Origin of the sequence: Parasphingorhabdus cellanae (assembly GCF_017498565.1) — a bacterium.
Taxonomy (GTDB): Bacteria; Pseudomonadota; Alphaproteobacteria; order Sphingomonadales; family Sphingomonadaceae; genus Parasphingorhabdus; species Parasphingorhabdus cellanae.
Genome location: NZ_CP071794.1, coordinates 2,379,023 through 2,405,377 on the forward strand (window position 1 = coordinate 2,379,023; position 26,355 = coordinate 2,405,377).

Annotated in this window: 28 protein-coding genes; 13 read left to right on the plus strand and 15 right to left on the minus strand. The window is 52.9% G+C overall.

Features of this window, described 5'->3' with window-relative positions; translation table 11 throughout:
• Nucleotides 1-137: 137 nt before the first annotated feature.
• Nucleotides 138-293, plus strand: a complete 156-nt coding sequence (locus J4G78_RS11395; RefSeq protein ID WP_207986684.1) for a hypothetical protein — start codon at nucleotides 138-140, stop codon at nucleotides 291-293.
• Complete coding sequence (locus J4G78_RS11400; RefSeq protein WP_207986685.1) at nucleotides 290-961, plus strand: class I SAM-dependent methyltransferase; 672 nt, start codon at nucleotides 290-292, stop codon at nucleotides 959-961. The genes J4G78_RS11395 and J4G78_RS11400 overlap by 4 nt, the downstream gene beginning before the upstream one ends.
• 241 nt (nucleotides 962-1,202) lie before the next feature.
• Here the strand turns inward: J4G78_RS11400 and J4G78_RS11405 are convergent, their stop codons facing one another.
• The 8 genes from J4G78_RS11405 to J4G78_RS11440 form a co-directional block, all read right to left on the minus strand.
• A complete protein-coding gene (locus tag J4G78_RS11405; RefSeq protein ID WP_207986686.1) occupies nucleotides 1,203-2,912 on the minus strand; it encodes a hypothetical protein in 1,710 nt (569 codons plus the stop codon).
• A gap of 206 nt (nucleotides 2,913-3,118) precedes the next feature.
• Nucleotides 3,119-4,111, minus strand: a complete 993-nt coding sequence (locus J4G78_RS11410; RefSeq protein WP_207986687.1) for a hypothetical protein — start codon at nucleotides 4,109-4,111, stop codon at nucleotides 3,119-3,121.
• 39 nt (nucleotides 4,112-4,150) lie between these two features.
• Complete coding sequence (locus J4G78_RS11415; protein ID WP_207986688.1) at nucleotides 4,151-4,918, minus strand: class I SAM-dependent DNA methyltransferase; 768 nt, start codon at nucleotides 4,916-4,918, stop codon at nucleotides 4,151-4,153.
• A 17-nt stretch (nucleotides 4,919-4,935) separates the two neighbouring features.
• Nucleotides 4,936-6,075 (minus strand): DegT/DnrJ/EryC1/StrS family aminotransferase, encoded by a 1,140-nt coding sequence (locus J4G78_RS11420; RefSeq protein WP_207986689.1) that lies wholly within the window; start codon nucleotides 6,073-6,075, stop codon nucleotides 4,936-4,938.
• A 4-nt stretch (nucleotides 6,076-6,079) separates the two neighbouring features.
• Nucleotides 6,080-6,484: a cupin domain-containing protein gene (locus J4G78_RS11425; protein ID WP_207986690.1), complete on the minus strand. Its 405-nt coding sequence runs from the start codon at nucleotides 6,482-6,484 to the stop codon at nucleotides 6,080-6,082.
• Nucleotides 6,485-6,498: 14 nt separating this feature from the next.
• Nucleotides 6,499-7,572, minus strand: coding sequence for a GDP-mannose 4,6-dehydratase (gmd, locus tag J4G78_RS11430; RefSeq protein ID WP_207986691.1), 1,074 nt, complete (start codon nucleotides 7,570-7,572; stop codon nucleotides 6,499-6,501).
• Between the two features lie 336 nt (nucleotides 7,573-7,908).
• On the minus strand, nucleotides 7,909-9,042 hold the full coding sequence (locus J4G78_RS11435) for a M14 family metallopeptidase (RefSeq protein WP_207986692.1): 1,134 nt from the start codon (nucleotides 9,040-9,042) through the stop codon (nucleotides 7,909-7,911).
• Nucleotides 9,039-9,641: a DUF4136 domain-containing protein gene (locus J4G78_RS11440; protein WP_207986693.1), complete on the minus strand. Its 603-nt coding sequence runs from the start codon at nucleotides 9,639-9,641 to the stop codon at nucleotides 9,039-9,041. Before J4G78_RS11440 ends, J4G78_RS11435 begins: the two co-directional genes overlap by 4 nt.
• A gap of 149 nt (nucleotides 9,642-9,790) precedes the next feature.
• Here J4G78_RS11440 and galE point away from each other — a divergent pair, with 149 nt between their 5' ends.
• From galE to J4G78_RS11455, 3 genes are all read left to right on the plus strand, one after another.
• Nucleotides 9,791-10,795, plus strand: a complete 1,005-nt coding sequence (galE, locus tag J4G78_RS11445) for a UDP-glucose 4-epimerase GalE (RefSeq protein ID WP_207986694.1) — start codon at nucleotides 9,791-9,793, stop codon at nucleotides 10,793-10,795.
• Between the two features lie 105 nt (nucleotides 10,796-10,900).
• Nucleotides 10,901-11,026: a type B 50S ribosomal protein L36 gene (gene ykgO / locus J4G78_RS11450; protein ID WP_011415100.1), complete on the plus strand. Its 126-nt coding sequence runs from the start codon at nucleotides 10,901-10,903 to the stop codon at nucleotides 11,024-11,026.
• A 9-nt stretch (nucleotides 11,027-11,035) separates the two neighbouring features.
• On the plus strand, nucleotides 11,036-11,662 hold the full coding sequence (locus J4G78_RS11455; RefSeq protein WP_243457064.1) for an HAD family hydrolase: 627 nt from the start codon (nucleotides 11,036-11,038) through the stop codon (nucleotides 11,660-11,662).
• 16 nt (nucleotides 11,663-11,678) lie between these two features.
• Here the strand turns inward: J4G78_RS11455 and J4G78_RS11460 are convergent, their stop codons facing one another.
• Nucleotides 11,679-13,268, minus strand: a complete 1,590-nt coding sequence (locus tag J4G78_RS11460; protein ID WP_207986695.1) for an AbgT family transporter — start codon at nucleotides 13,266-13,268, stop codon at nucleotides 11,679-11,681.
• Between the two features lie 163 nt (nucleotides 13,269-13,431).
• Entirely contained in the window at nucleotides 13,432-14,883 is a 1,452-nt protein-coding gene (gene pyk, locus J4G78_RS11465; RefSeq protein WP_207986696.1) for a pyruvate kinase, read from the minus strand.
• 89 nt (nucleotides 14,884-14,972) lie between these two features.
• On the opposite strand from pyk, the gene J4G78_RS11470 reads away from it, so the two are divergent.
• The 3 genes from J4G78_RS11470 (at nucleotide 14,973) to J4G78_RS11480 (ending at nucleotide 15,948) form a co-directional block, all read left to right on the plus strand.
• Nucleotides 14,973-15,281 (plus strand): DUF1244 domain-containing protein, encoded by a 309-nt coding sequence (locus J4G78_RS11470; protein ID WP_207986697.1) that lies wholly within the window; start codon nucleotides 14,973-14,975, stop codon nucleotides 15,279-15,281.
• A gap of 61 nt (nucleotides 15,282-15,342) precedes the next feature.
• The gene (locus tag J4G78_RS11475; protein WP_207986698.1) at nucleotides 15,343-15,585 is read left to right on the plus strand and encodes a DUF2312 domain-containing protein; all 243 of its coding nucleotides are present in this window, start codon (nucleotides 15,343-15,345) and stop codon (nucleotides 15,583-15,585) included.
• Nucleotides 15,586-15,627: 42 nt separating this feature from the next.
• Complete coding sequence (locus J4G78_RS11480) at nucleotides 15,628-15,948, plus strand: heavy metal-binding domain-containing protein (protein WP_207986699.1); 321 nt, start codon at nucleotides 15,628-15,630, stop codon at nucleotides 15,946-15,948.
• Here J4G78_RS11480 and J4G78_RS11485 read toward each other — a convergent pair.
• Nucleotides 15,945-16,724, minus strand: coding sequence for a CPBP family glutamic-type intramembrane protease (locus tag J4G78_RS11485; RefSeq protein WP_207986700.1), 780 nt, complete (start codon nucleotides 16,722-16,724; stop codon nucleotides 15,945-15,947). The genes J4G78_RS11480 and J4G78_RS11485 overlap by 4 nt on opposite strands.
• A gap of 46 nt (nucleotides 16,725-16,770) precedes the next feature.
• Between J4G78_RS11485 and J4G78_RS11490 the strand changes: the two genes are divergently transcribed.
• The 3 genes from J4G78_RS11490 (at nucleotide 16,771) to ruvA (ending at nucleotide 18,802) form a co-directional block, all read left to right on the plus strand.
• Nucleotides 16,771-17,520, plus strand: coding sequence for a YebC/PmpR family DNA-binding transcriptional regulator (locus tag J4G78_RS11490; protein ID WP_207986701.1), 750 nt, complete (start codon nucleotides 16,771-16,773; stop codon nucleotides 17,518-17,520).
• 10 nt (nucleotides 17,521-17,530) lie between these two features.
• Entirely contained in the window at nucleotides 17,531-18,001 is a 471-nt protein-coding gene (gene ruvC / locus J4G78_RS11495; RefSeq protein WP_207986702.1) for a crossover junction endodeoxyribonuclease RuvC, read from the plus strand.
• 195 nt (nucleotides 18,002-18,196) lie between these two features.
• The gene (gene ruvA / locus J4G78_RS11500) at nucleotides 18,197-18,802 is read left to right on the plus strand and encodes a Holliday junction branch migration protein RuvA (RefSeq protein ID WP_207986703.1); all 606 of its coding nucleotides are present in this window, start codon (nucleotides 18,197-18,199) and stop codon (nucleotides 18,800-18,802) included.
• Nucleotides 18,803-18,981: 179 nt separating this feature from the next.
• Here the strand turns inward: ruvA and J4G78_RS11505 are convergent, their stop codons facing one another.
• The gene (locus J4G78_RS11505; RefSeq protein WP_207990643.1) at nucleotides 18,982-19,296 is read right to left on the minus strand and encodes a GIY-YIG nuclease family protein; all 315 of its coding nucleotides are present in this window, start codon (nucleotides 19,294-19,296) and stop codon (nucleotides 18,982-18,984) included.
• Nucleotides 19,297-19,348: 52 nt separating this feature from the next.
• On the opposite strand from J4G78_RS11505, the gene ruvB reads away from it, so the two are divergent.
• The gene (gene ruvB / locus J4G78_RS11510; protein ID WP_243457326.1) at nucleotides 19,349-20,389 is read left to right on the plus strand and encodes a Holliday junction branch migration DNA helicase RuvB; all 1,041 of its coding nucleotides are present in this window, start codon (nucleotides 19,349-19,351) and stop codon (nucleotides 20,387-20,389) included.
• Nucleotides 20,390-20,553: 164 nt separating this feature from the next.
• Here the strand turns inward: ruvB and J4G78_RS11515 are convergent, their stop codons facing one another.
• The 3 genes from J4G78_RS11515 to J4G78_RS11525 are packed head-to-tail and all read right to left on the minus strand — an operon-like array spanning nucleotide 20,554 to nucleotide 23,533.
• On the minus strand, nucleotides 20,554-22,017 hold the full coding sequence (locus J4G78_RS11515; protein ID WP_207986704.1) for a carotenoid oxygenase family protein: 1,464 nt from the start codon (nucleotides 22,015-22,017) through the stop codon (nucleotides 20,554-20,556).
• Nucleotides 22,017-22,853, minus strand: a complete 837-nt coding sequence (gene dapD, locus J4G78_RS11520; RefSeq protein ID WP_207986705.1) for a 2,3,4,5-tetrahydropyridine-2,6-dicarboxylate N-succinyltransferase — start codon at nucleotides 22,851-22,853, stop codon at nucleotides 22,017-22,019. Before dapD ends, J4G78_RS11515 begins: the two co-directional genes overlap by 1 nt.
• Before the next feature lie 23 nt (nucleotides 22,854-22,876).
• Nucleotides 22,877-23,533 carry a pyrimidine 5'-nucleotidase gene (locus J4G78_RS11525; RefSeq protein WP_207986706.1) on the minus strand — a complete coding sequence of 219 codons (657 nt, stop codon included), beginning with the start codon at nucleotides 23,531-23,533 and terminating at the stop codon, nucleotides 22,877-22,879.
• Between the two features lie 111 nt (nucleotides 23,534-23,644).
• Here J4G78_RS11525 and J4G78_RS11530 point away from each other — a divergent pair, with 111 nt between their 5' ends.
• Entirely contained in the window at nucleotides 23,645-25,990 is a 2,346-nt protein-coding gene (locus J4G78_RS11530) for a S8 family peptidase (RefSeq protein WP_207986707.1), read from the plus strand.
• The last annotated feature ends 365 nt before the right edge of the window (nucleotides 25,991-26,355 follow it).

Genomic DNA, 26,355 nt, shown 5'->3' on the forward strand with positions numbered 1-26,355 from the left:
AATTGGAATGTGCGGGACGGATAACGCGTTAGAATAGTAGATCTGAAAAGGATTTGCGATCAAGCGCATATCAGCATTAGCTGTAATAGTTGAGCACCACCAATCAGTCGGATCACATTATTTTATCGGAGCTTTTTATGAACCCTGATTCCTGTCCAGTGGGAGAAATCCCAGAGGCCCCCTATTTCTTCGGTGCATCATTATTACCGATGCCTGAAACCGATGATCCTTTTGATACAGCAGGCTGGATTTCACATTGCGAAGCTTATGCATCCATTTTTTTGAAAAGATGAGCAAGAAAACTAGTTTGCGTGGATTGGTCAAAAATATTGTATATGGCAATGCACATATCGACTCGCATTTGGTGCCATTGCTCAAAATCATAAACAAAAAAATCGATGAAACCGGTGCCGCCTCTGTTTTGGATATCGGCGGGGGTTTTGGAGATAACTACTTCATGATCGCAAGCGCGTTGGGAGCAAAGGCCAATTGTTTAAGCTACCACGTTGTTGATAATGCACGAAGTTGCAAGCTGGGAGTATCGTTATTTCCGGAGGTAACCTATTCTACCGACATCCCTGAAAGCCAATTCGACATTGTGGCAGTGGTCGGAACTCTTCAATATATTAAAGAATGGCAGGAAGCTATTGCGACACTAAAACAACGGGCACATATATTATATGTCGCACGAACGCCCATCAGAATTTCAAATCAGAGTTTTTATACACAGCAAGCAGTCTGTCCTGAATATGGTGAAAGTGCAATGCGCAAGGTCGGTGTCGCTAACTTGAGTGTCATCAGCAAGCATGATTTGATGAGTGAGATGTCAGATTGGCAAGTCGTTCTGTCAAAGCATCATCGTGATTACGCAAAGCATTTTGGAAGGCTACCAAGCGACTATCGGGATGTTGCGTATATCAATTTTGCATGGAAGAATGGTGAACCTGCAACGGATAACTGAGAAACGTTACTTGTTGCACAGCTTGAGCGTCGCAGGAGTTTTATTCCTGCTCCGTATTTTCTGTCTCTTTAATCGTCCGATATATCAATGAAAATGGACCTGGTCAGAGGTTTCACACCACATCAGTTCTTAGCCCATCTTGCGATGATGCCTTACGCGTAAAGCATGGTAAGCAAGCCAGCAATTCATGCGCTTTGTTATCGATAGTTGAGCTGACAACAACGGCTGCAAGCGCCGTTTCTTATGCACCTAAAATGCTAGGTCTGTCGGCACGAATATTACCGTCCACAATTAAATTGATACTGTCCGCTGTAGACCCGTTGATAGTACTATTTATCGCAACAATATTTGTTGAAAGAGAAGAAAAATCAACACCACCCCCAAAAGTCACCGTCCAGTCTTTTAAAATCAGATTGTTACAATCATAAAAACCATAGGCGGATGTCGTATTGGTTATAACTGAATGACCGATTGTCATGTCACTACAGCTGGAAAAGAGTATGCCGCCGATTGGATTCCCCGCATCCAGTGCCATTGACCCAACGTTACCTGTCACCCGAACGCCAAACAAACCGCCGGTCACCTCAATACGCCGAATATCGACTTTAAGCATTTCTGTATCAGAGCGCAGAATATAACGGGAGTTATCGTGCAAGATGCCTACAAGAAGACCTATGCTTAGAGTTCCAACAGGGTCCGTGCCCAGGTGCAGTATCACGGATTTATATGTTGTTTCAGCCGTGCCAACTGCGCTAAAATCAACTGTTCCAAAACTGATATTATCGGCCTTACGACCAAGTTTTACAGCCACTCCGTCAAAATTCTTGATTTTGAGTGTGTCACAATGGAATGTCCGCACATCGTCTATAGCTAGAGCAAAATCATTGGATCCACTGTGACCGGAATATGCTGGTGTGCTGTTAATGATCCTGTTGCCCGACAAATCCAATGTGCTGAAACTTGCATTCTCATTCTGAACGGCCACATCGGCAGAAACAACCTGCACGCGCGATCCGTGTACATGACCAATGTGCCAATTATTGGGTTGATATAGGCCTTCTGCATTGGGCTCGAGATCCACATCCTTATATCCAACCCCGCCTGTGGCACGTACAAAACCAACCTCTCCTTGACCCCCAGATGCTGCAAAAAGACATCTGAGGATATTGCTTCCGACTACTCCCTCGATTTGAATATTGCGGGAAATTTCTGCTGCTGAGGTAGATCGGCCATATATGTAGACCACGTCGCCCCTAATATCCGTTCCGGTAACGACGCCTATCTTGATGTTCTTCCCAGAAAGCACTTGTATGCCGTGGCAGAATTCATCTGTGTCAGTGGCGATATTACCTCTAATCGACAGGTCTCCAATAAGAATGTCATCACCAGTTATATTGAAAACGGGGTGGTCACCAGGAATTCCGGACTTTTGAATAAATGTATTGTTGTCTGTAACAATCTCGTAGCCAAAGCCATCTAGCGTCAATGTACCAATCAAATAGCTGGGCGACATCGCGCGAAGCTTCAATTTATGCCTTTTGACGTAATTAATGGCATTTTGCCAAGCAGCAGTGTCGTCAGCAATGCCATTACCTGCAGCTCCAAAATCCTCCACATTAACCTGTCCGAATAGTTTAGCGTTAAGAATATGCTTAACTTCCGGCGCGACTTGCAGGTCAGCTTCTTTGAAAAACGCCGAAGAAGATAAAATCGAAAAAGCCGTCTTCAGGAATTCTCGTCTATATTTTTCATTCTGTCTCATTGGCAATAAAATAGTGAAATTTTTGAGTAAAGCGAGCGGTATCGTGCAGGTAGATAGGTCATATTGAACGGATATATTGCCTCCTATTTTTTGTTGAACACTTTGTCTATCAGACGCAGAGGAGGGATAGACCACGCAATCGACTGTAGGAAGCGCAATGCGGCGTATAGAGGCAATACGCACAATCAAGCGTACATTGAATGAAAACCACTTGGGGCACTAAGAAATCCATTTGGTCGAGAAACAACTCGATCTGCCGACTTGAAAATTATATAATCTAACCAATAAATAAGGCCCTGCAATTAATACAACAACCCCTGCACATCTAGTTGAGGTCAAGACAGATCTTTAGGTATAGCAAGAACATAGTGCTTAACTACACGCGCGGACTCCTATCACCATCGATTTGTATAAAATAGAGGTGGAACAAGATAAATATATGGCACTGCTATGATCATGTAAATGACGAGCGCAAATAACCGGTTTCTTATAGTTAGCGTTGTGTATTTATTCAGATTGGCAAAATCTAGAGCCACCACTAATGTAAATACTATAATTAACCTGTTCAGAAATGGGAAAAGAAAGGCGGTTGATAGAAAGAGAATTGTTATATTGGTCAGGTCGATAAGCAAAACCCTGTTGAAAACCTTTCCTTTTTCAAGGTGAGTGTAAAATATCACCAAAAGTCCGGCTGCGAAACTGCGTAACCCCGTTGTTTTAATATCTTGTAAGTCAGCGCCGCTGCGTTCTCTTATTCCCTCGTCGTACAGCGAGGCCAAGTAAAACAGCGCGACGAGCAATATTGGGATATAAGGTTTTCTCTTTGCGAGGATACCGCCCATTAACATCACTACATGCGCAAGGCTGGATAATAGTGAGATAACACCCAATGATATATAACTTCTATTATATTTCGAAAGAAGCCATGAAAACAACAACATTGATAGCGCAAATCGAAAAGATGAAGTATATAATGTCGAACTTAATGCTATAATTACGCAAAAGACATCTGTTCTTTTTATTTTTATATAGAGCAGAATTGCGAGTATTGATGCCGCCAAACCTTCCAGAATGAGCCAGATACGGAAGCTCTGTGATATACTCACCAAGAAAACATGGATAGGTTCAATCTTCGTGAGCGTGTATAAACTTGAGCCAGTTTTGAGGGACAAGAAATGGAAATATGAGGCATAATTACGGGTGTCGGAATTATAATTCTCTGGCCTAAAGCCACCTACCATAAAAATTATTATAGCGAAGATCAGAACAATGCTTCTGATAGGCGTTCTGAAAAACGCTATCCATACTGCCAGAGAAGCCATAATTGCGATCTGAAGAAAGATCTCAAGGTTGAGTAGAGTTTCCGCCCTTATCGTTAAATCAAGCAATTGCTGTCTTCTTTTAATAGATAGGCATCATAGTGTGACCTACGCTGCTCGGGCGATCGACAGCGCGTTCCAGCTATCATCTGTTAGCACACTATCCATATCGGGAAAAGCGCTCATGGATATGCTCTCGAAACCGCAGGCTTTCAACATCATCTTAAACTCTTGCGGAAAAAAATAACGCATTCGATGAGTCTCCTGCGTCTCACCGGAAAATTGGCCATTTTCAATATTCCACAGTCGAAAGGAAACATCGGCGGTATGGTGAAAGCTGTCTACGTGGGTCGAGGCTGCGCGTATCGTCTGACCCTTTGGTGTCTCCAGCACGCGCACACGTTCGTTAGGACGCACTGCAAGAACGGCAGGCCCATACCAAAAGTCACACATAAATAACGCACCAGGTTTAAGATGACGGCGGATATTCTTTAGACCGGCCAACAAATCGTCGTTGGTTGTAAGATAACTGACGACGGCAAACATCATAGTGACCATATCGTAATGTCCATTAGCGTCAAAATCGCGGGCGTCGCCAACTATCCATTTTGGTTTATTCGTCAGAATGCTGTCGGCCGACTTTTTTTCAGCTACGGACAGCATATCCTGAGATATATCAACGCCAGCGCAATTATAGCCTCGCGATGCCATTTCCATAACATGGCTCCCCGTCCCGCATCCTACGTCCAATATGGAGTCTGGCCTGGAGCCAAATTTTGTTGCCACCTGTTCAATGAGGTCACATTCGCCCTTATAGTCCTTCTCAGTATATAAAGTATCATATTGATTGGCATAGATAGTTTGGAAAACCGACATATTTAATGTTACCCAGTTTAAGCTAGAGTTTCACGAACCGCTTCGCTTACGATCTCAATCTGTTCATCGGTGATCGCCAAGCCCGAAGGCACATATAGTCCCTTCCGAGCAATCCTCTCGGTTACCGGGTAATTTTCACCTATAAATAGCCCCATATCATGAAACACCGGTTGTTCATGCATCCCGAGGAAAAATGGCCGAGTTTCGATATTCTTTTCCTTGAGGCGCGCTGCGAATTCAACGGCGTCCATCTTATGACCTTCGCCCAGAAGGATAGAATATACCCAGAACACATTCTTTGCCCAGTCCGATTCCATTGGCAGTTGGATATCCTCGATATCCGAAAGTAAGGTGCTATATTGGTCGGCGATAGCACGTTTTCGATCAACAATAGTTTCTATCCGCTTTACCTGGTTAACGCCTATGGCCGCCTGCATGTTGGTCATACGGAATTGATGGCCATGCTCGGTATGTAAAAAGCGCCGATCTGGTCGGAAGCAGAGATTGCGTAGCGATCGTGCTTTTTCAGCATAGGCTTTATTGCTGGTCACCACCATACCGCCTTCGCCAGTCGTAATAAGCTTGTTTGCGAAAAAACTGAATGTTGCGATATGCCCCATCCCGCCGCAGGTCTTCCAAACGGGGTCCGGGCCGTCCCGTCCCGACAGATATTTCGCCCCATGGACCTCAGCGGCATCTTCGATGATGACCAGTCCATGCTTGCTGGCAAGCTCTGCAATCGGATCCATGTCGACCGGGTGGCCAAACATATGAACAACCATGATTGCCTTTGTCCGTGGCGTGATCTTTTGTGCGACTTGATCGGGAACCATGCCAAACGTCTTCGGATCGCAATCTACCAGAACCGGCTTCGCTCCTGCGCGCACAACACTGGAGGCACAGGAGATGATTGTATAACTCGGCATGATAACTTCATCGCCCGCACCGATGCCGACTGCCTCAACGGCAACCTGTAACGCGGCTGTTCCATTGGATACCGCAATACCATGGTCCTGTCCGCAATATGTGGCCCAGTCGCTTTCGAACTGATCTACATATTTTCCAGCGGACGAAATCCATCCGGTATCAAAGCTATCCTTCAATGCCAAAAAATCTTCCGGCAGAAGCGCTGGTTCGTTGACAGGTATCCAGGTCATAAGTTCAGAATCGCTCCTTGTCGGCATCACCTGCGTAGGGGCCTTGCTTGACCTCAAACAAAACCGTGTCGGACTTCATCCTGAAGCCATGGCCTCCACCTAGAAGCAGTATGATTGCACCTTTTTCTAGGTCTCTTACGGCAATGAATTCTCGCTCAGAGTTGAAGATATCGATCTGGCAGCTACCTTCGCGAACGATGATGCACTCTGTTGTTCCTTCAACCTTACGGGTAATGGGTAAGTGGACATGGGGTGTGATTTCTTCGCCAGCCTTATACACTATCATGCCCATTTGTTGTCCGAAATCATGTGGTGTCAAGAACTGCGTTTTTTCAGGTCTCCACTGCGGACTAATGATATAAGCAAGCGGCGTATCGCCATCCGAGATGATCTCTAACGGATTTTCCAAGTTTGCCTTTGTCACTAGAACAGACTTTTTCGTTGCTGTTTTTGCGACCGTATTTCTGCCTGCGCTTCTTCTAAATCGCAACGCGCCATTTCCGACACAAGCTCCTTGAAACTTGTTTTAGGTGACCAGCCTAGCTTTGCTTGTGCCTTAGCAGGATCCCCCAATAATGTTTCGACTTCGGTAGGCCGGAAGTAGCCAGGGTCCACTTCAATAATGCATCTTCCATCTGGGAGGTAACCTTTTTCCTCAACACCGGTCCCTTCCCAACGGATTTGCATGTCCAGTTCGGCTGCTGCAGCCTCAACGAATTGGCGAACTGAATATTGAACACCTGTCGCTATCACAAAATCATCCGGCTTTTCTTGCTGCAACATGAGCCATTGCATCTCCACATAGTCTTTCGCATGTCCCCAATCGCGCAGCGCGTCCATATTTCCCAGAAACAATGCGCTTTGCATTCCAAGCTTTATCCGCGCTAAGGCCCTTGTAATTTTGCGAGTTACAAATGTTTCGCCACGCACTGGGGATTCATGATTGAACAAAACACCGTTGCACGCATACATGCCATATGCCTCTCGGTAATTAACTGTAATCCAGTATCCGTAAAGTTTGGCAACAGCGTAAGGCGATCGCGGATAAAAGGGCGTTGTTTCCGTTTGTGGTGTCTCCTGCACTAAACCATAAAGTTCAGAGGTTGAAGCCTGATAAAAGCGTGTTTTTTCCGCTAGACCGGATATCCGTATTCCTTCCAAAAGCCGCAGCACGCCTAGCGCATCAGAATTTGCTGTATATTCTGGTTCCTCGAACGAAACCGCAACATGACTTTGAGCAGCCAAGTTGTAAACTTCGTCAGGCTGCACCTGCTGAAGTACCCTCAGAAGGCTGCTTGAGTCGGTCATATCTCCATAGTGGAGCGTTAAGCTTCCGCCACTCTCGTGAGGATCGGTATAAAGATGATCTATCCGGTCAGTGTTAAATAAAGAGGTGCGGCGTCTGATCCCATGGATATGGTACCCCTTCTTGATCAGAAACTCGGCCAAATAGGCGCCATCTTGGCCAGTAATGCCGGAAATTAGGGCTGTTTTCATAATTTACGCTTTAATATACTGTTTGGTTGACAGGATCGGCTTAAGAGCGCCCGCTCTAGGTGACTTAGAATTGTTAATCAATTGCATTTATCCGTTAGGCAAAGGATCATTTCTCTTCCCAATCTTGGCCTAGGGAGTTTCCCTATTTCCATCGACGATAAGAGATTGCAGTCTATACCATTCGGCGATATTAATTTTAGCAGCAAGACGTAGCGATTTGAGATCACCTGGTCTGATAGGTGTGCAGGATAAATTGAGGAATTTCTAATTGTAGAGATAAATAATCTGAATAACCTCAAACCGCTTACCATAATACTACTTATAACCACTAATCCCCTAAATCTCATCCACCAGCTCCGCCAATGTCGCCAAACACTCGCGCGCCAGCAGCTTGCAGCGTTCCGGTGACCAGCCTTGTTCGCTATCCGGCAGGTCGCGATTGTCCTTGAAAGGCATCTCCAATGTCATCGCCACAGCGCCAAATCGCTCCGCCACCTGGTTGGTAGACATGGAGAGATTGGCTTTGCCTTTGGCTGCGGTCGGATAGCCAAGCTCGGTCTGGAAATCGGGTGTGCGAGCCGCCAGGCGGTCGCGATAAGCGTTATATTTGCGGCCCATCTCGTCGGTCCAGCTGGGTATCCCTTCAAATCCTGCGATAAACACCGCTGGAATTGCCTCATCGCCGTGCACGTCCATCGCGAAATCGACGCCGCTTTCGTCCATAGCGTTCCGGACGCACAGGACTTCCGGGCTTTTTGCTGCGCTCGGCTCATGCCATTCTCGGTTCAGATTTGTACCGACGTGATTGGTTCGTAAATGGCCTCTAAACGAACCATCCGGGTTCATATTGGGGACGATATGAAACTGGCATTGCTGCAACAAAGCACGGGCATGCGGGTCGGCGGGGTCGGCGAGCATTTCCAATGCGCCTTCCATCCACCACTCGGCCATCGTTTCACCGGGATGCTGGCGGGCGTAGAGCCAGACTTGTCTATCGCCTTCACCCATTGTGAGGCAATCGATCGGTTGTCCCTCCAATGAATGACCTAAAGTCCGGCATGTAACGCCCTCTACCGATGCCACTTCAGCAATCAGATCATGATGGCGATCAATGCTATAGGGTGCAAAATAGGCGAACCAGACTATATTACTGGTCGCGGTGTAGCGGATCGCGAGCTTGCCTGTGTCTTCGTCATAGTGACTGTCCGCGCGGCCCCAATAGTCCCGGTCTTCGCTGACACAGGCGTTATATCCCGGCCATCCTTGCGGATAAGCAGAATCTTTCAAGCCGTTGATATTGAGTTCGAGCGTGTCCCCAATTTCGCAAGTGACGCGAAAGTGGAACCATTGCAAAAACTCGCTGTCTTTGTCTTTCTGGATAGACAGTTCGGCCTTGGTACCGGAAATGTCATGGATGTTAATGTTTCCGCTATCGAAGGCGGCGGTGATCTGCATATTTTTGGTGCTCATGGCACTCTGATAGTGGTTCCCGACTCTCCGGGGAAGTCCCTGAATAACGCTTCGGCCAATTTTGAGGCTGCGAGACCGGGCTGTGACGCGGGTGAGCCATCTTTGGCTTCAACGGAGGAGCGCCCTTCCCAAACGGTCTCGCCATCGGCGCGGCGGGTAATGCGGACGGATAATTCGGTCGCGATTCTATCTTTCGGCTTGCCGCTCAGATTAATCCCGATACCCAGACCGACACCGGAGCCATAGCTGCCGGTGCTACCACCGACACCGACCGACACGGGAGACCGCCCGCCGCCAGCCAAAAGGCGGCTTTGTTCAACCGAGACGCGTGCAACATATTCGCCATTGGCAGCATCTGTGCCCGGATCGGAAAATCCAACTCGTTGTAATTCGCGCCGGACCGCCGCTTCATAGGTGCTTTGTTCCAATACCCTGCCCTCGGTCGCTTCCGATGATGATATGATCGCGACTGTTCCGGTGGTGATCGGTGCGTCCTGGGCATTGTGAAAGCGGGTGACATTCACCGGCGGCGTTGTCGCGACACAAGCAGTCATCGATAGAGAAAGTGCGGCGATCCCGATAAGTTTTTCTAGTGTCATAATTTCCAACTCCCGACCAACTGTGCGCTATCTTAGCCCAAATTCTGAAACATGAGCGTAAATAATTGCATCCGCATGGCTCTATGGTTAACCGAATGACGACTTTTCCCCGATATAGCCCTGAAATATCGGATTTCTGAGGAGAAAATATGCCAGATCGCTTCACAATATTGGTTACGGGCGGAGCCGGTTATATTGGCAGTCATGCCATATTGGCTCTGAAAGATGCGGGATGGCCGGTTGCAGTGGTCGATAATCTAACAACGGGTTTTAGGTGGGCAGCGCCGGATGATGTGGCCTTTTATGAAGGCGATATTGAAGACGTAGCTTTGGTAACAAAAATCATAAAAGAACAGGATATCGGCGCGATCATGCACTTTGCCGGATCGATCATCGTCCCGGAATCTGTCGAAAACCCGCTGAAATATTACCATAATAATAGCGCCAAAAGCCGCAATTTGATTGATGCAGCCGTGACTGGCGGGGTCAAGCATTTCATCTTTTCATCGACCGCAGCAACCTACGGCATTCCCGAAGAAAGCCCGGTAAGCGAGCAAACGCCGCAAGTACCGATTAATCCCTATGGCATGTCCAAATTAATGACCGAGAATATGCTGCGCGACGTGTCCGCGGCGCATGACTTTAATTTCTGTGCCTTGCGTTATTTCAACGTCGCGGGCGCCGACCCCAAAGCAAGAACCGGTCAATCGACCGCCGGTGCCACGCATCTTATTAAAGTCGCTGTGGAAGCGGCTCTGGGTAAGCGCGATAGCGTCGCGGTGTTCGGGACGGATTATGATACGCCCGATGGTACTGGTGTGCGCGACTATATCCATGTTTCCGATCTCGCCGCCGCTCATGTGCTCGCGCTGGAAGCCTTGATTGCTGATCCTGATGAGAATCACTTACTTAACTGCGGTTATGGGCGTGGATTTTCGGTGCTTGAGGTGCTCGACGCGGTGGATCGCGTCACGAATCTCAAGATTGCGCGCCAGTTGGAGGGCCGCCGCGCGGGCGATCCCGATTCGCTGATTTCGGACAATCGCGCGATCATGAAACGCTTCCCGTGGCAGCCGCAATATGCGGATTTGGATAAAATTGTGACCCATGCCCTGGCCTGGGAGCGTAAATTGGGTGAAATTCGCGGGGAATAAGTCGGCTCCATGCTTGACTTTGGCCGATCACAACCCTAACTGCACCGTCTGCATACGGCTTTGCCCGTTTTCAAGAAATTTAAATTATTAAGGCGTGGTACCAAAATGAAAGTCCGCAACTCTTTGAAGTCGCTCAAAAACCGTCATCGGGACTGTCGCGTGATTCGTCGTCGTGGCCGCACCTATGTGATCAACAAAACGAATCGCCGGTTCAAAGCGCGCCAAGGCTAAATTCGTTTCGTGGCAGAAGTGACTGCCATTTCCAAAATTGATACGGTTATCTTTGACATTGGGAATGTGATTTCCCGATGGGATATCCGTTTCCTCTACGAAAAACTGATTGATGATCCGCAGGAACTGGAATGGTTTCTGAATCATGTCGTTACGCCAGAATGGCATTTTCAGCATGATGCAGGACGGCCGTTTATCGAAACCAGTCGCGAATTGATAGCGCAGTTTCCCGATCATGCAGATCTGATTTCTCTGTTTCAGTCGCGGTTTAATGAAACCAATCCCGGTGAGGTGGCAGGCGTTGCTGAATTAATTCAACAGCTGCATGGCGCTGACATCCCTTTATTCGGTATTTCCAATTTCTCGGCGGAATTTTGGCCGCATTTTCGTAAGGGCAAGCCTGTCTTTGACCATTTCCAGGACATTGTGATCTCTGGAGAAGAGAATTTGGTGAAGCCCGATGCTGCAATTTACGAACTGGCGCTCAATCGGTTTGGTGTTTCAGCTAAACAATGCCTGTTCGTTGATGACCGGCTCGACAATATCGAAGGCGCCGAGGCGCTGGGGATAAAGGGTCATCATTTCCAGGATGCGGCTTTGCTAGAGGCGGAACTAAAAGCACTGTCCCTACTATAGCCGCGCCTGCTCTGAATCAGGGCGTGTAATATGTCGGCGAACCGGGGCCTACGGGCAATCCCAGCGCAAACACCCAGACAAAGAAAAAGACCGACCAGCACAGAATGAAGAAGATCGTATATGGCAGCATCATCGCGATCAAAGTGCCGACACCGAGATTCTTGTCATAACGCGTCGCCCAAGCCAGAATCAGGCCGAAATAACTCATCATTGGGGTAATAATATTGGTCGTCGAATCGCCGATCCGATAGGCCGCCTGTATCACCTCCGGCGCATAGCCAATCAGCATCAGCATTGGCACGAAAATCGGCGCTGTAACAGCCCATTGCGCCGATGCCGAGCCTAGCGACAGGTTGATCAGCGCGCAGATCAGAATGAAGAAAAAGAAGATCGCAGGACCAGTCATTCCAGTGTCGAGCAGGAACTGCGACCCGGTGACCGCGGTGATCGCGCCCAAATTGGTCCAGCCAAAAAAGGCTACAAACTGGGCGGCAAAGAAAACCAGCACGATATAAAGACCGAGGGATGCGAGCGCTTCGGCCATCGCGTCAATCACATCCCGGTCGGTTTTCATGGAGCCGACGACGCGGCCATAGGCGTAACCGGTGACCACAAAGAAAATCAGGATCCAGACGACAAAGCCTTTGAAGAAGGGGGAGTTGATCCGGTCGCCGGTTTCCGGATTGCGTAACACGCCCCAATCCGGGAGCAAGGTCAGCGCCATCAAGCCAAGGACACCCAACAGCGCGATGCCGGCCCAGCGTAAGCCCTTGCGCTCTTTGTTACTTATTGCCTCCATCATCCGGTCGTCCAGAATGGTGGGGTCCGCGCCCGAGGGATTATATTTGCCCAGCTTGGGCTCTACGATGAAGATCGTTACCAGCGAGCCGATGGCCGTAATCAGGAAAGTCGATCCAACCATGAAATACCAGTTGGCCGTTGCCACAACCGTATAATCCGGGTCGATCAAACGCGCCGCTTCCTGCGTAATCCCGGCCAGCAACGGGTCGATCGTGCCGATCAACAAGTTGGCGCTATAGCCTCCCGAGACGCCGGCAAAAGCCGCAGCCATGCCCGCCAGCGGATGGCGGCCGAGAGCATAGAAAATCGCGCCGGCCAATGGGATCAAAACAACATAGCCGACTTCCGAAGCCGTATTGGAAACAATCCCGGCGAAGACAATCGCGACCGTTACCATATGGGGCGGTGCCGACAGGACCATGGAACGCACAGCCGCCGATAGCAGCCCTGATTTCTCTGCCACACCGACACCGATCATCGCCACCAACACCACGCCAAGCGGGGCAAAGCTAGTGAAGTTGGTGACGAGGTTCGTGAAGATACGCCGCACGCCATCGCCATCGAGCAGGCTGACCGCCCGGATCATGCCATCTTCCGCCACGCCGGGAGCGCCAGCCGGGCGGGGATCGACAACTGCCAGACCCATCCAGCCCAACAGGCCGGACAAAAAGACAATGCCGATTGCCAGTATGGCAAATAATGTCACCGGATGCGGTAGCAAATTACCTAGCCATTCGACGCCGTCGAGAAAGCGGGTAAAGCCGTTGCGACGGGGCTCAGCCGCCTGCTGCTGGCCATCAGCCATATCTGGTCTCCAGTTTATCGCGCATCCAAGACTACCGCGACTGGAGAGAGGCCAGCGCGAACAGAGCGAAAGACTACATGAGACCGGTACGAGATTTCAAGAAAGAAGATAATATGTCATCGCCAGAGATCCTGATGAGCAGGATTTACAGGCCGCAACCCATTCAACCCCGCTTCAGTTCGTTCCCTGACAACCGCACGACATGCAGCAGGTTGGTCGATCCCGGCGTCCCGAACGGTACGCCGGCGCAGACAATCAGCCTTGATCCCGCTTTGCCTAGCTTGTGGCGCATTGCCATGCGTTTGGCTTTGGCTATCATCTCCTCGAAATCACTCACATCACGGGTGACAACAGCATGGGCACCCCATAGCAGGCCGACACGCCTCGCCGTGTGGCGATCGGGCGTGAGGACGAGCAGCGGGACCGACGGACGTTCGCGGGCCATGCGCCGCGCAGTGGACCCGGATTTGGTGAAGCAGACAATGGCGGATGTCTTGATCGTCCGGGCAATATTATAGCTTGCGGCGGCAAGGGCATCGGCGGTTGTTTCATCCGGCACGGTTTCTGTAAAATGGACACGCTCGGCATAGGATGCGTCGCTCTCCACCTGCATTGCAATCCTGTCCATCATGGTTGCGGCCTCAATCGGCCAGTCGCCGACAGCTGATTCCGCAGATAACATGATCGCATCAGCCCCGTCATAAATGGCGGTGGCGACGTCCGAAACCTCGGCCCGGGTTGGGGTGGGCGACGTGATCATCGATTCGAGCATCTGGGTCGCGACGACCACGGGTCGGCCCAATTTACGGGCAGCAGCAACAATTTTTTTCTGCAACGGAGGGACCTGTTCAGGCAGCAATTCGACGCCAAGATCACCGCGCGCGACCATAACCGCATCGGATAGCTCTAAGATTTCTTCGAGCCGGTTGATGGCTGCAGGTTTTTCGATTTTCGAGAGCAAAGCCGCTTTGCCGCCAATGAGGCGCCGCGCTTCGGCTACATCCTCAGGCCGCTGTACAAAACTCAGCGCGATCCAGTCGACATCCTGATCCAGCGCAAAGGTCAAATCCTTGCGATCCTTGTTCGTCAGTGAACTCACTGGCAGCACCACTTCGGGAACATTCACACCCTTGCGGTCCGATATGGGGCCGCCGACAATCACTTTGGTCTCGACACTTTTGCCGTCGGTTTTAGTGACTTCAAGGCGGATTTTCCCGTCATCGAGTAACAGCGTATGCCCAGGTTCCAGCGTTTCGATAATTTCCCGGTGGGGCAGATTGACGCGTTTAGCATCGCCTTTGGTCTTTTGTAGGTCGAGGGTGAACTTCGCACCGGTTTTCAGTTCAACCGGGGCCTTGGCAAAAGTACCGATACGCAATTTCGGCCCTTGCAGATCCGCAAGGACAGTAATGGGTCGCCCAACCTTCTTTTCCAGCGCGCGGATCGATTTCACGTTTTTGGCATGGGCGGCATGTTCGCCATGGCTCATGTTCATGCGAAAGGCGTCGACACCGGCCTTATACATTTTCTCGATCATTTCCGGGCTGCCGCTGGCCGGGCCAAGGGTGGCAAGCACCTTTACTTTGCGGTCGCGAGAGAACATATGCGCTGCCATCGAAAATTCCTGTATTGGTGCTTTAAATCCACGCCTGTTAGCGCCAAATCATGACAGGATAAAAACAAAAAGCAACGGAAGCATTTCACATGACAGAACAAATTTCTGATGCAGCGGCTGCGGCGGCCTTTCGCCGTCTGGTCAAGCATTTGCAGCACCGCCATGATGCGGAAAATATTGACCTGATGGGGCTTGCCGGTTTTTGCCGCAACTGTCTGGCCGACTGGGTGCTGGAAGCAACCAATGATGCTGGCGGCAATATGACCAAGGAAGAAGCGCGTCAGGCGATCCATGGTATGCCGTCTTCAGAATGGAAGAAAAACTACCAGACCGAAGCGACGCCGGAAAAGCTTTTGCGGATGAAGGAAAGCGTAGCCAAAAACGCGCCTAGCAATTAATAGCGACGCGGATTAAAGACGGCATCCGAATCTGAACATAGTATTTCTAGGGAATTTGAGAATGAGCGAAGGCAATGTTGCCGCAGACCAACTGCGTCTGTTTATCGAACGTATCGAGCGGCTGGAAGAAGAGAAAAAGGGTATCGCGGATGATATCCGTGATGTCTATTCCGAAGCCAAATCCACCGGCTTTGATGCGAAGATCATGCGGCAGATCGTGCGTCTGCGCAAAATGGAAACCCATGACCGTCAGGAAATGGAAGCGATACTCGACACCTATAAGTCGGCCCTTGGTTTGGGATAATCAATAGACTAACATCCCCGCTTTAAAGGCGGGAGAGCATATATGATTACGACCACAACCCCCAGTATCGAAGGACGCCCGATACGCGATTATCGCGGCATTGTTATTGGGGAGGTGATTGTCGGGGCAAATCTGTTTCGCGATCTGTTTGCCAGCATCACCGACATTGTTGGTGGCCGGTCCGGCAAATATGAAAATGTCCTGAAGCGCGCGCGGGATGAGGCTTTGTTGGAAATGCAGGCCGAGGCAGCGAAACTCGGTGCCAATGCAGTAGTTGGCGTTGACCTTGACTATGAGGTCGTGGGTGAAAAGGGATCGATGCTGATGGTATCGGCATCGGGCACCGCTGTCGTTACCGACTAGAGAAGCTCTGGCCGTGTTAGCAACACATAGACCAGCCCGCTGGTTGCGATCAGATTATACGCCATGTGCATCACAATATTGGTCCACCAGCCATAGCGGATTCTGGCATAGCCCCAGATCAGGCCGCCCACCGTCTGCGGCAAAACAAAGGGGAGCAGTGCGGCGGGATTGTCACCAGCATAGTTGAAGATATGCACGGAGCCGAAAAGCAACGCCTGGATCCAGAAGATCAACGGGAAAATCCGGACATACCATCTCGGTACCGGCCGTTTCCAGAATGCGATCACACAGATCAGAACGGCACCGGCGATAACGGCCAATAAAGGCGCTGTCCCCATGGCAGCGGGCCCGGGCCATCCCAGTTGCTCATAGCTATATGTCAGGGCCATCCACAATATGAGGCCGAAAAAGGGGATCAGGAGTCGCGGCGAACCGCTGAGCCAAGACCGGAACATCAGCTCTTCGACAATTGGCCCGGCAATCACGACGATGAGCAAGAGCTGCCAGACCGGGCGCTGGAACAGGCCTGCCATGCTGTTAGACATGGAGACATCGAAGGCGAGCATGATCGGGAACAGAACAATCGCGATTGCCGCAACTATCATGCAATTGATCAAGAAAAGCCAGATAAGGTCACTTGGTTTTCCGGTCATTTGCCCGGTCATCTGAACATCGTTATCCGGCAGTTTTGGCGCGCGCAGAAATGTCAGCAGATCGTGTGTTGTCGCCGTCAGACGGCCGGTGGCCCATCCAATGGTTGAGTTGGGTTCGAACATGCGGCAAAGAGCCTCAATAACAATAATTCAGGTACGGACGAATCATATGGCAGGCCATAGTAAATTTAACAATATCAAGCACCGCAAGGGTGCGCAGGACAAGAAACGCTCGGCGCAATTTTCAAAACTCAGCCGCGAGATCACGGTGGCCGCAAAATCGGGCATGCCAGATCCGGACATGAACCCGCGTCTGCGCCTCGCGGTGAACAACGCTAAAGCGGTTTCCATGCCGAAAGATGGCATACAGCGCGCAATCGACAAGGCCTCGGCCAATGAGGGCGATGATTATAACGAGGTTCGCTATGAGGGCTTTGGCCCGGGCGGCGTCTCGTTGATTATCGAAACCCTCACGGATAATACCAACCGTACCTTTACCAATGTCCGCACCATCATGTCGCGCAATGGCGGCAATGTCGGCGAGACCGGGTCGGTCAGTCACGGCTTTGACCGGGTCGGCTATGTGCAATATCCAGCCGAAGCGGGCAGCGAGGACAAGGTTCTCGAAGCTGCGATGGAAGCGGGGGCGGAAGATATTTCCTCTAGCGAAGACGGCCATGAAATCTGGACCGCGATGGAAGATTTGCATGAGGTTGCCGGCGCGCTGGAAAAGTCCCTTGGCGAAGCGGAAAGCGTAAAACTCGCCTGGCGCCCGACAGTGCAGGTGGAAGTGGATCAAGAGCAGGCGGAAACGCTGCTCAACCTCATCGATTTGCTGGAAGAAGATGACGATGTTCAGACGGTTTGGGGCAATTATGATGTGTCCGACGAGATTATGGAAAAACTGAACGCCGGGTGACGGTGGGCGCATGATTATCCTGGGCCTCGACCCCGGCCTTGGCACCACCGGCTGGGGCGTGATCAGCGCTGAAGGCAATCGGCTGTCGCATATCGCCAATGGGCAGATAAAGACCGATCCGAAAATGCAATTGGCCAGCCGGTTGCTGAAGCTTGATCTGGAACTGACCGATTTGCTGCTGGAATATAAACCGGATGCGGCAGCGGTTGAGGAAGTGTTCGTCAACAGCAATCCGCAAAGCACCCTGAAGCTCGGGCAAGCACGCGGTGTCGTGCTGCTCGGCGCATCGCGGTCGGGGCTTGAGGTCGGCGAATATGCGGCGCGGGCGGTCAAGAAATCGGTCGTCGGCGTGGGCAAGGCGGATAAGGATCAGGTGCAAGCGATGATCAAGATCCTGCTGCCGGGGGTGAAGCTCGCTGGGGCGGATGCCGCCGATGCGCTGGCCGTGGCGATCACGCATGCCCATCATCGTGGGCGTTGAATTACACACTGCGCTCAGGCTGAGCTTGTCGAAGGTCCGGCTCTGCGCTAACCCTTCGACAGGCTCAGGGTGAGCGCATTTTTCCATATTCCCGTCATCCCAGCGAAAGCTGGGATCTCCTGCAGATACAGTGCCTAACGTGATGAGATTCCAGCTTTCGCTGGAATGACGATGGTTTTTGGGTAAGAAGAAACCATGATTGCAAAACTCACCGGCATTATCGACGAAATCGGCACGGACAATATCGTGCTGGATGTAAACGGCGTCGGCTATCTGGTCTTCGCCTCGTCGCGGACCATTACCGCCATTGGCGGGGTTGGCGATGGCGCGACCATCTATACCGAAATGCAGGTCAGCGAGACCGACATGCGCCTGATGGGCTTTGCTTCGGGGTCGGAGCGCGACTGGTTCCGGCTGCTAATCTCCGTACAGGGTGTCGGCGGCAAGGTCGCGCTAGCAATCCTCTCCGCACTGGAAACGGCAGAGATATCCCGCGCGGTGGCCACCGGCGACAAGGCGATGGTTGCGCGGGCCAATGGGGTAGGGCCGAAACTGGCGCTGCGCATTGTCAACGAGCTGAAAGACAAGGTCGGCGGCATCGCAACCGACCCGATAGTTGGTGCCGGCGGCGCGATCCATGCGCCGTCGAATAACAGCGCTGATGCGGTGAGCGCGCTGCAAAATCTGGGCTTCAAACCGGCAGAGGCGAGTGCAGCGGTGGCGGCGGCCGATGCCGAGGCGGGTGAGGGCGTGACACTGGATGCGCTGGTGCGGTTGGCGTTGAAGAAGGCGGCGAAGTGAGGAAGATATACCCTGCTTTAGGTCCCAGTTATCGTCACCCTGAACTTGTTTCAGGGTCTATTTCTCGGATTTCGCAGGTCGTGCTTGTCTCGCAATGGATGCTGAGCCGCAAGGCCACCGAAGGTAAACGAGTTCGGCATGACGGATTGGAGAACGGTTCAAGAGATGAAACAAGGACATCAGTTTCCAATCGGCGGCAAACCCAGATTCACCGCCAAATCCACCCATTGCGGGTTTTCCGATTCAATCAGATTGATCTTCCAAGGACGGTGCCAGTTTTTCAATTGCTTCTCGCGCGCTATAGCATTTTCCATATCATCAAACATTTCAAAACGAACGAGACGATGAACAGCATATTTGGACGTGTGACCGGGCGTAAGGTTGTTGCGGTGCTGGTAAAGGCGCTTCAGCAAATTGGTAGTCATGCCAATATACAAAGACCCATACGGCTTGCTAGCCAATATATAGACGCAAGGTTGCTTGGCATCGGGCATGGTCGGTTTATAGGATCGCCATGGACCCTGAAACAAGTTCAGGGTGACGCATTTGGAGGTATTGGCCGTTACTGATAATCCGCATCTTACGCCGCAACGGCAACCGGAAGACATCGACGCCGCGCTGCGCCCGAAATCACTCGACGAATTTATCGGACAGGAAGCGGCGCGTTCCAATTTGCGCGTGTTTATTGAGGCCGCGAAAAGCCGTAGTGAGGCGCTGGACCACACGTTGTTCTTTGGCCCGCCGGGGCTGGGTAAGACCACGCTGGCGCAGATTATCGCGCGCGAACTGGGCGTCGGTTTTCGCGCCACTTCGGGCCCGGTCATTGCCAAATCGGGTGATCTCGCGGCGCTGTTGACGAACCTTGAAGAAGGCGATGTGCTGTTTATTGACGAGATTCATCGGCTCAATCCGGTGGTCGAGGAAGTGCTTTATCCGGCGATGGAGGACCGCGCGCTCGACCTGATCATTGGCGAAGGACCATCGGCGCGCAGTGTGCGGATAGATTTGCCGCAATTCACTCTCATCGGCGCGACAACGCGGCAGGGGCTTTTGACGACGCCACTGAGGGATCGGTTTGGCATCCCGGTGCGGCTCAATTTCTACAGCGTCGAGGAACTCGAAAAGGTCGTCCACCGCGCGGCCAAATTGCTGGATCTGGGGATCGCGCCCGATGGCGCCACCGAAGTCGCGCGCCGCGCGCGCGGAACGCCGCGTATCGCTGGCCGCCTGCTCCGCCGGGTGCGGGACTTTGCCAATGTGGCTGGCACCGCCACGGTCGATCAGAAAACCGCTGACGCTTCCCTCACGCGGCTGGAGGTGGACAGTATTGGGCTGGACGCGATGGATCGCCGCTATCTTCATATGATTGCGGATATTTACAAAGGCGGGCCGGTCGGCGTCGAAACGCTGGCAGCGGGTCTAAGCGAACCGCGCGATACGATCGAGGAAGTGATCGAGCCTTACCTTATCCAACTGGGTCTGGTGGCCCGAACGGCGAGAGGCCGCGCACTCAATGATCGCGGATGGCAGCATCTGGGGCTGAAACCGCCACCGGGCAAAGAGGTTAATGGGCAGCTGTTTGACTGACTTGCTCCTCTCCCCTTGAGGGAGAGGAAACGGAGACTTGGCAGCTTGCTGCCTAGTCGAGTTGGAGAGGGGGCTGGCTTGGCGCACACTCTCCACCCCTCTCCAAGATTTTCTAGCGAACAAGTTCGCAAGTAAATCTGTCCTCTCCCTCAAGGGGAGAGGAATTAAACTACCCCAATCTGCCCCGCACTTGCCCACGTCGCGTGGGTGCCGCTGCTAATCCGATGCGGCAGGATGATCGTGCAGACCGGTCCGGCTGAAATGTCTTTTGCATCGACAATGATGCACTCGCTGCGGTCCTGCGCCATGTCGGTGATAAAGCTGATCAGATAGCCGTCATCCTCTTCGGTCGCCCCCGCACGCGGAATAAACGGGGCTTCCGAACCAAAGCGGTCATCGCCAAAATAGAGACGTTCCGCCGTACCGGTTTCCAGATCATGTTTGACCACACCGTTGAACAGGAACCAGCCGGGATGACCGGTGACGCTATAGACATAGCGATAGGGGCTGCCGGCCACCTGCTGGTTGAACATGCCGAATTCGACTGGATAGTCGTCGAATAATGTCTCTTCGCGGGTCTCGCCGGTTTTCAGATTGAACCGCCAGCGATGGAGTTCGGGCTGAAAGCTGTGCAGATCAATGCTCGCGCCCATGCTTTCATAGCCCGCCGGGAAATCGGTCAGCGGCGGCGGTACCGGCTGGTTCTGGAAATAGCCGTCGAGGACAATCTCGTCGCCATCCTCGAAAGCATTGGCCCAGTGGAGAACGTAGGTCGGTTTGGCACTAAACCAGATGATGTCTTCCGGTTGTCCCATGCGTGGGATCACCCCGAACCGCGTCGGCTCATCGGGATGATAGGCCGGGACATAAAGATTCTGTTCGATCAGCTCCGGTTTCCAATAGAGCGGGCAGTCGTTGAAGATCGTGTAATTTTCGGTGAAGGCCATATCATGCGGCAGCCGCGCGCCCGGCAGTTCGATGGGAATGAAATGCTTCAGCTTATCGTCCGCACCGACCACGCCATAATGGAGATACGGCGCTTTGGTGCTGTAATTAAAGAATAACAGCTCTCCGGTTTTCTCATCCACCTTGGGATGGGCCGAGATGCCGTCTTCCGGAACCCAGTCTGCCGTACCCAGCGTTTCCAGCGTTTCCGGGTCGAGCTGATACCCCTCACCGCACTGATAAAAGGTGGAGAGGATTTTTCCGGCATGGACGACAACATCGGTGGAGCTGCTGTCCTTGACGCTGCCATGCGCGCCCCAGCCGGGTCGTTTGGAATCGCTGGGTCTGCCCATGATCCCGGACCATAAAGGCCCGCCTTCGGCTTGCTCCGCCGCAAAGCCTTCGGTGCGGACAAAGCGGTTGCGATAGCTGGCCTTGCCATTCTTGATGCGCAGGGCGTGGATCATGCCGTCGCCATCGAACGGATGATAGCGGCCAATACTGTCATGCACCGGGTTTTCGGTGTTGCGGACATAAACGCCGTCTATGTCCGTCGGAATTGTCCCGATGACTTCGAGTCTGTCCGCGTCCAGCTCTTCAAAAACCGGTGTCCAGGCGCCATTGCGATAGGGATGGTCATTTTCCCCGAGCGTGGTTTTGATCTGGTTCACCGCTATATTCATCAGTCCCTCAAAAGTTCGTTAATACCTGTTTTGGAGCGTGTTTTCGCATCGACCGTCTTTACGATCACGGCGCAATAAAGCGACGGACCGGGGACGCCATCAACATTGGCCTTGGGCGGCGTTGTGCCGGGTACAACCACAGCATAAGGCGGAACCTCGCCCATGTGAACCTTGCCCGTTACCCGGTCGATTATCTTGGTGGATGCACCGAGATAAACACCCATGGAAAGCACTGCGCCTTCGCCGACGCGCACGCCTTCGGCAACTTCGCTCCGCGCGCCGATAAATGCGCCGTCTTCGATGATGACCGGACCAGCTTGTAGGGGTTCAAGTACGCCGCCAATGCCAGCGCCGCCGGAAATATGCACATTCTTACCAATCTGGGCGCAGCTACCAACCGTTGCCCAAGTATCAATCATCGCGCCGTCATCGACAAAGGCGCCAATATTGACAAAGCTTGGCATCAACACGGTGTTGCGGCCGATATGGGAGCCGTGGCGGACGACTGCACCGGGGACGGCCCGGAAACCAGCCTCGCGGAAACGGTTTTCGCCCCAGTCGGCAAATTTGCTTGGTACCTTATCCCAATGGTTTGCGCCGCCCGGACCTTCGATGATCTGATTGTCGTTGAGCCGGAAAGACAGCAGCACCGCTTTTTTCAGCCATTGGTTGACCACCCATTGGTCACCCTGTTTCTCGGCAACACGGGCGCTGCCATTGTCGAGACTGGCCAGCGCGGCGTTGACCGCATCACGTTCCGGCCCCTGGCTGGTGATGCTCAGCGATTCCCGTTTTTCCCAGGCAGCTTCGATGGCGGTCTTCAATTCAGTGGTCATAGCGGTGCTTCTTCCCTGTTATTCTAGAGATTGGTAACCCAGCTTTCCAAGTCGGGTATTTCATGATCGATATAGTCCGGAGCATGATCGCGCGCGCCCCATTCCGAACCGGTATTGACCCAGATAGTGGTCATGCCCAAATCTTTCGCCGGACGCAAATTGCGCGCCATATCCTCGACAAATAAAGACCGCTTCGGATCAATGCCGGTGGTGTTGATCAGGCTGTGATAGGCGGCTTTTTCGGGCTTGGGGATCAGATCCGTGGCAACGACATCGTGAATCTGGTCAAACAGTCCGCCAAGCCCGCGATTGTCCAGCACGCGTTCAGCATAGGGCCGGTCGCCATTGGTAAAGACGAGCTTTTCGCCCGGCAACGCGGCAATCGCGCTGTGCAGGTCTGGTGCATGGGACAGGCGGCTCATGTCAATATCATGGACATAGTCCAGAAAATCCTGCGGATCGGTACCATGATGGTGCATCAGCCCCGCAAGCGTGGTGCCATGATCATGGAAATAATTTTTCTGCACTTTGCGCGCCTCGGTGGAATCAATGTTTAGCGCGCGTTCGATATACTCGCCCATTTTAATGTCGATGAGCGAAAACAGATCACATTCCGAGGGATACAGCACATTATCCAGATCAAAAATCCAGTGGTCGATATGGGAAAATTCCGGTGGCATGGTCACAAGCGCCTAATCACTCCGCCGCGTGTCCGCAAGCGCTGATCGCTGTTAAGCTGTCGGTAAGCGCTCCGTACTATATAAGCAGATGCAATTGGGGAAATGCGTGACATGATAAAAAGCAAGCGGTTCGGCAGAAAACTGTTTTACGGATCTTCATTATTGCCGCTCGCGATATTGTCTGCGTGCGGCGGTGGCGGCGGTTCCAGGCCATCACCAACACCGCCCCCTCCAACGGCGCCGACGCCTACACCGACGCCGACTCCCACTCCTACGCCAACGCCTACACCCACACCGGCCCCGCCACCGACCAATTTTGATACGGCGGAATTTCGACGCTCGGATGGTCCCAATCAGCATGGCGCTATTACAGCCTATAATGCGGGGGCCACCGGGGACGGCATCATAGTAGGCGTCATTGATAGCGGGATTAATCCCAATAGCGCGGAATTTTCTGGCCGGATCCATCCTGACAGCGCCGATTTCGCTGGCAATCGCGGCATTGGCGATGAAGGCGGCCATGGTTCGGCCGTGACATCGGTTGCCGCCGCCGGTAAAAATAATGTCGATATCCACGGCATTGCTTTTGACAGCGACATATTGGTGCTGCGCACCGATAGCCCAGGAAGCTGCGCGATGGATGATCCCGATGATCCGGACGATGACGGGTGCAGTCACAATAGCGGTGCGATTGCATCGGCGATTAATCAGGCGCGGGTCAGCGGCGCGCGCGTGGTTAATATCTCATTAGGCGGCCCTGATATTTCCAACACGGTGCGTAATGCCATTTCCAACGCGGCCGCGGCAGGCGTGGTGGTTGTGGTTTCCGCGGGCAATGACGGCGCAGCAACGCCGGACGGTTTCGCCGCCGGTATCGCCGACAGCGGAAACGGTCATGTCATTATCGCCGGGTCTGTCGGGGCTAGCGAGAATATCTCATCCTTCAGCAACCGGGCCGGCGCACAGTCGGCCAATTTTCTGAGCGCATTGGGCGAGCGGGTGCAGGCGGATGATAATGTCGGCAGGACTTTCTCATGGAGCGGTACATCCTTCTCCGCGCCGCAAATATCCGGTGCCGTCGCGTTGCTGGCGCAGGCCTTTCCCAATTTGACCGGCGCGCAGATTGTCGATCTGTTGCTCACCAGCGCGCGTGATGCCGGTGATGCCGGGACCGACGCGATCTATGGTCGCGGTGTGCTTGATATAGCCGCCGCTTTTCAGCCGCAGGGACAGTCCTCGCTTGCCGGTGGCAAGGTTGCGGTCGATCTGACCGCGCCGGGCGGCCAAACCTCGGCAGCGATGGGTGATGCCGCGCTGCAAGGGCAGAATGTCGGCGCCGTGATTCTGGACGGCTTTGATCGTGCCTTTGCACTGAATCTGGCGCATGATTTGAAAGTCGCGGTGCCGGAATATAAATTGACCGGCGCGCTCAGCGGTGATCGTCGCAATATGACCGCGTCCAGCGATGGCGTGCAGATCGCCGTGAATATCGGACGCACGTCTGTTGGATTGATCGACCGCGATAATCTGACTCTGTCGAACAGCAACGCCCGCAAGGCGCGGATGCTGGCGGCGTCGGTCATGACGCACGTGTCACCGGAGATGAAGGTGGCGTTCGGTTTCCGGCAAAGTTCGAGCGGTCTGGTCGCGCAGATGCAGGGCGCTCGCTCGCCAGCCTTTCTGGTCGCGCCAACGCCGAGCAGCGAACGCGGTTTTACCGGACAAGCGAAAAGCGCCCTTGCGCTGCGCCGTGAAATTGCCGGTTTCGGACTGACCGCAAGCGCAGAAAGCGGAGCCGCTCGTGTGAATTCGGAAGAAAGCCGGCTGGATGATCTGACAGGGCAAGATCATGAGCGGTATCGGTTTAGCGGCCTTGGCTTGGCGATTGATCGTCAATTCGGTGCGGCATCACTGAGCATCGCGGCGAATTGGCTCAGCGAAGGCGATAGCATATTGGGCTCGCGCTTTGTCGATACCATCGGTGCACGCGGCGCGCAAAGCTGGTTTGTTGATGGCCGCGCTGGCTATGATATCGGCAATGGCTGGCGTGCCGGAGCCAGCTGGCGACAGGGCTGGACGCAAGTGGACAGTGCCAGTCTGGTGACCGGCGGGACGCTCAGGACATCCAGTTTCGCGGCTGATATCAGCAAGGCGGGATTATTCGGTAGCTCTGATCAGATCGCTTTGCGTTTCGCGCAACCGCTGCGGGTATCGTCGGGCGGGCTCAATCTCAATCTGCCGGTTGGCTATAGCTATGAAACGCTGCAAACCGAATTTGGCCAGCGCACGCTCAATCTTGCTCCGAAGGGCCGTGAACTGGTCGGTGAACTGGCCTATGCAACCTCGCTCTGGGGCGGTTATTTGAACACCAACCTGTTTTGGCGGCAGGAACCCGGACATTTTGAGGCGTTAAATGATGACTTTGGTGCAGCCGTGCGGTTTCAGCTGAAATTTTGAGGGGAGTTTTTGTTTATTTTACCTCAGGCGCCGGGCGCGGGCATCCGCCCGCTTGGCTTTCCTCGTATAAGCTCGGGCGCGCAGTCGCGCTTGCCTCGGCTTCGCGTCGGACGATATTCTTTAGGGTGAGAACAGGGGGCTAGCTCTCAATCTGTGCTCCGGGCGCAGACCCGGAGCCCAGGATGGCTGCCACGCCGGTCTACCCTAGGCTCCGGGTCTGCGCCCGGAGCACGGCAGCGATGAATGTTGGTGAAGCCTTAAGTCCGCCACCAAACCGACGCGAAGTGGAGGCAAGGGCGCCAAAAATCAAATGGCGTCCGCTGCGCCTTATGGCGCGTAGCCAAGGCGACGGATGTCGCCGCCCG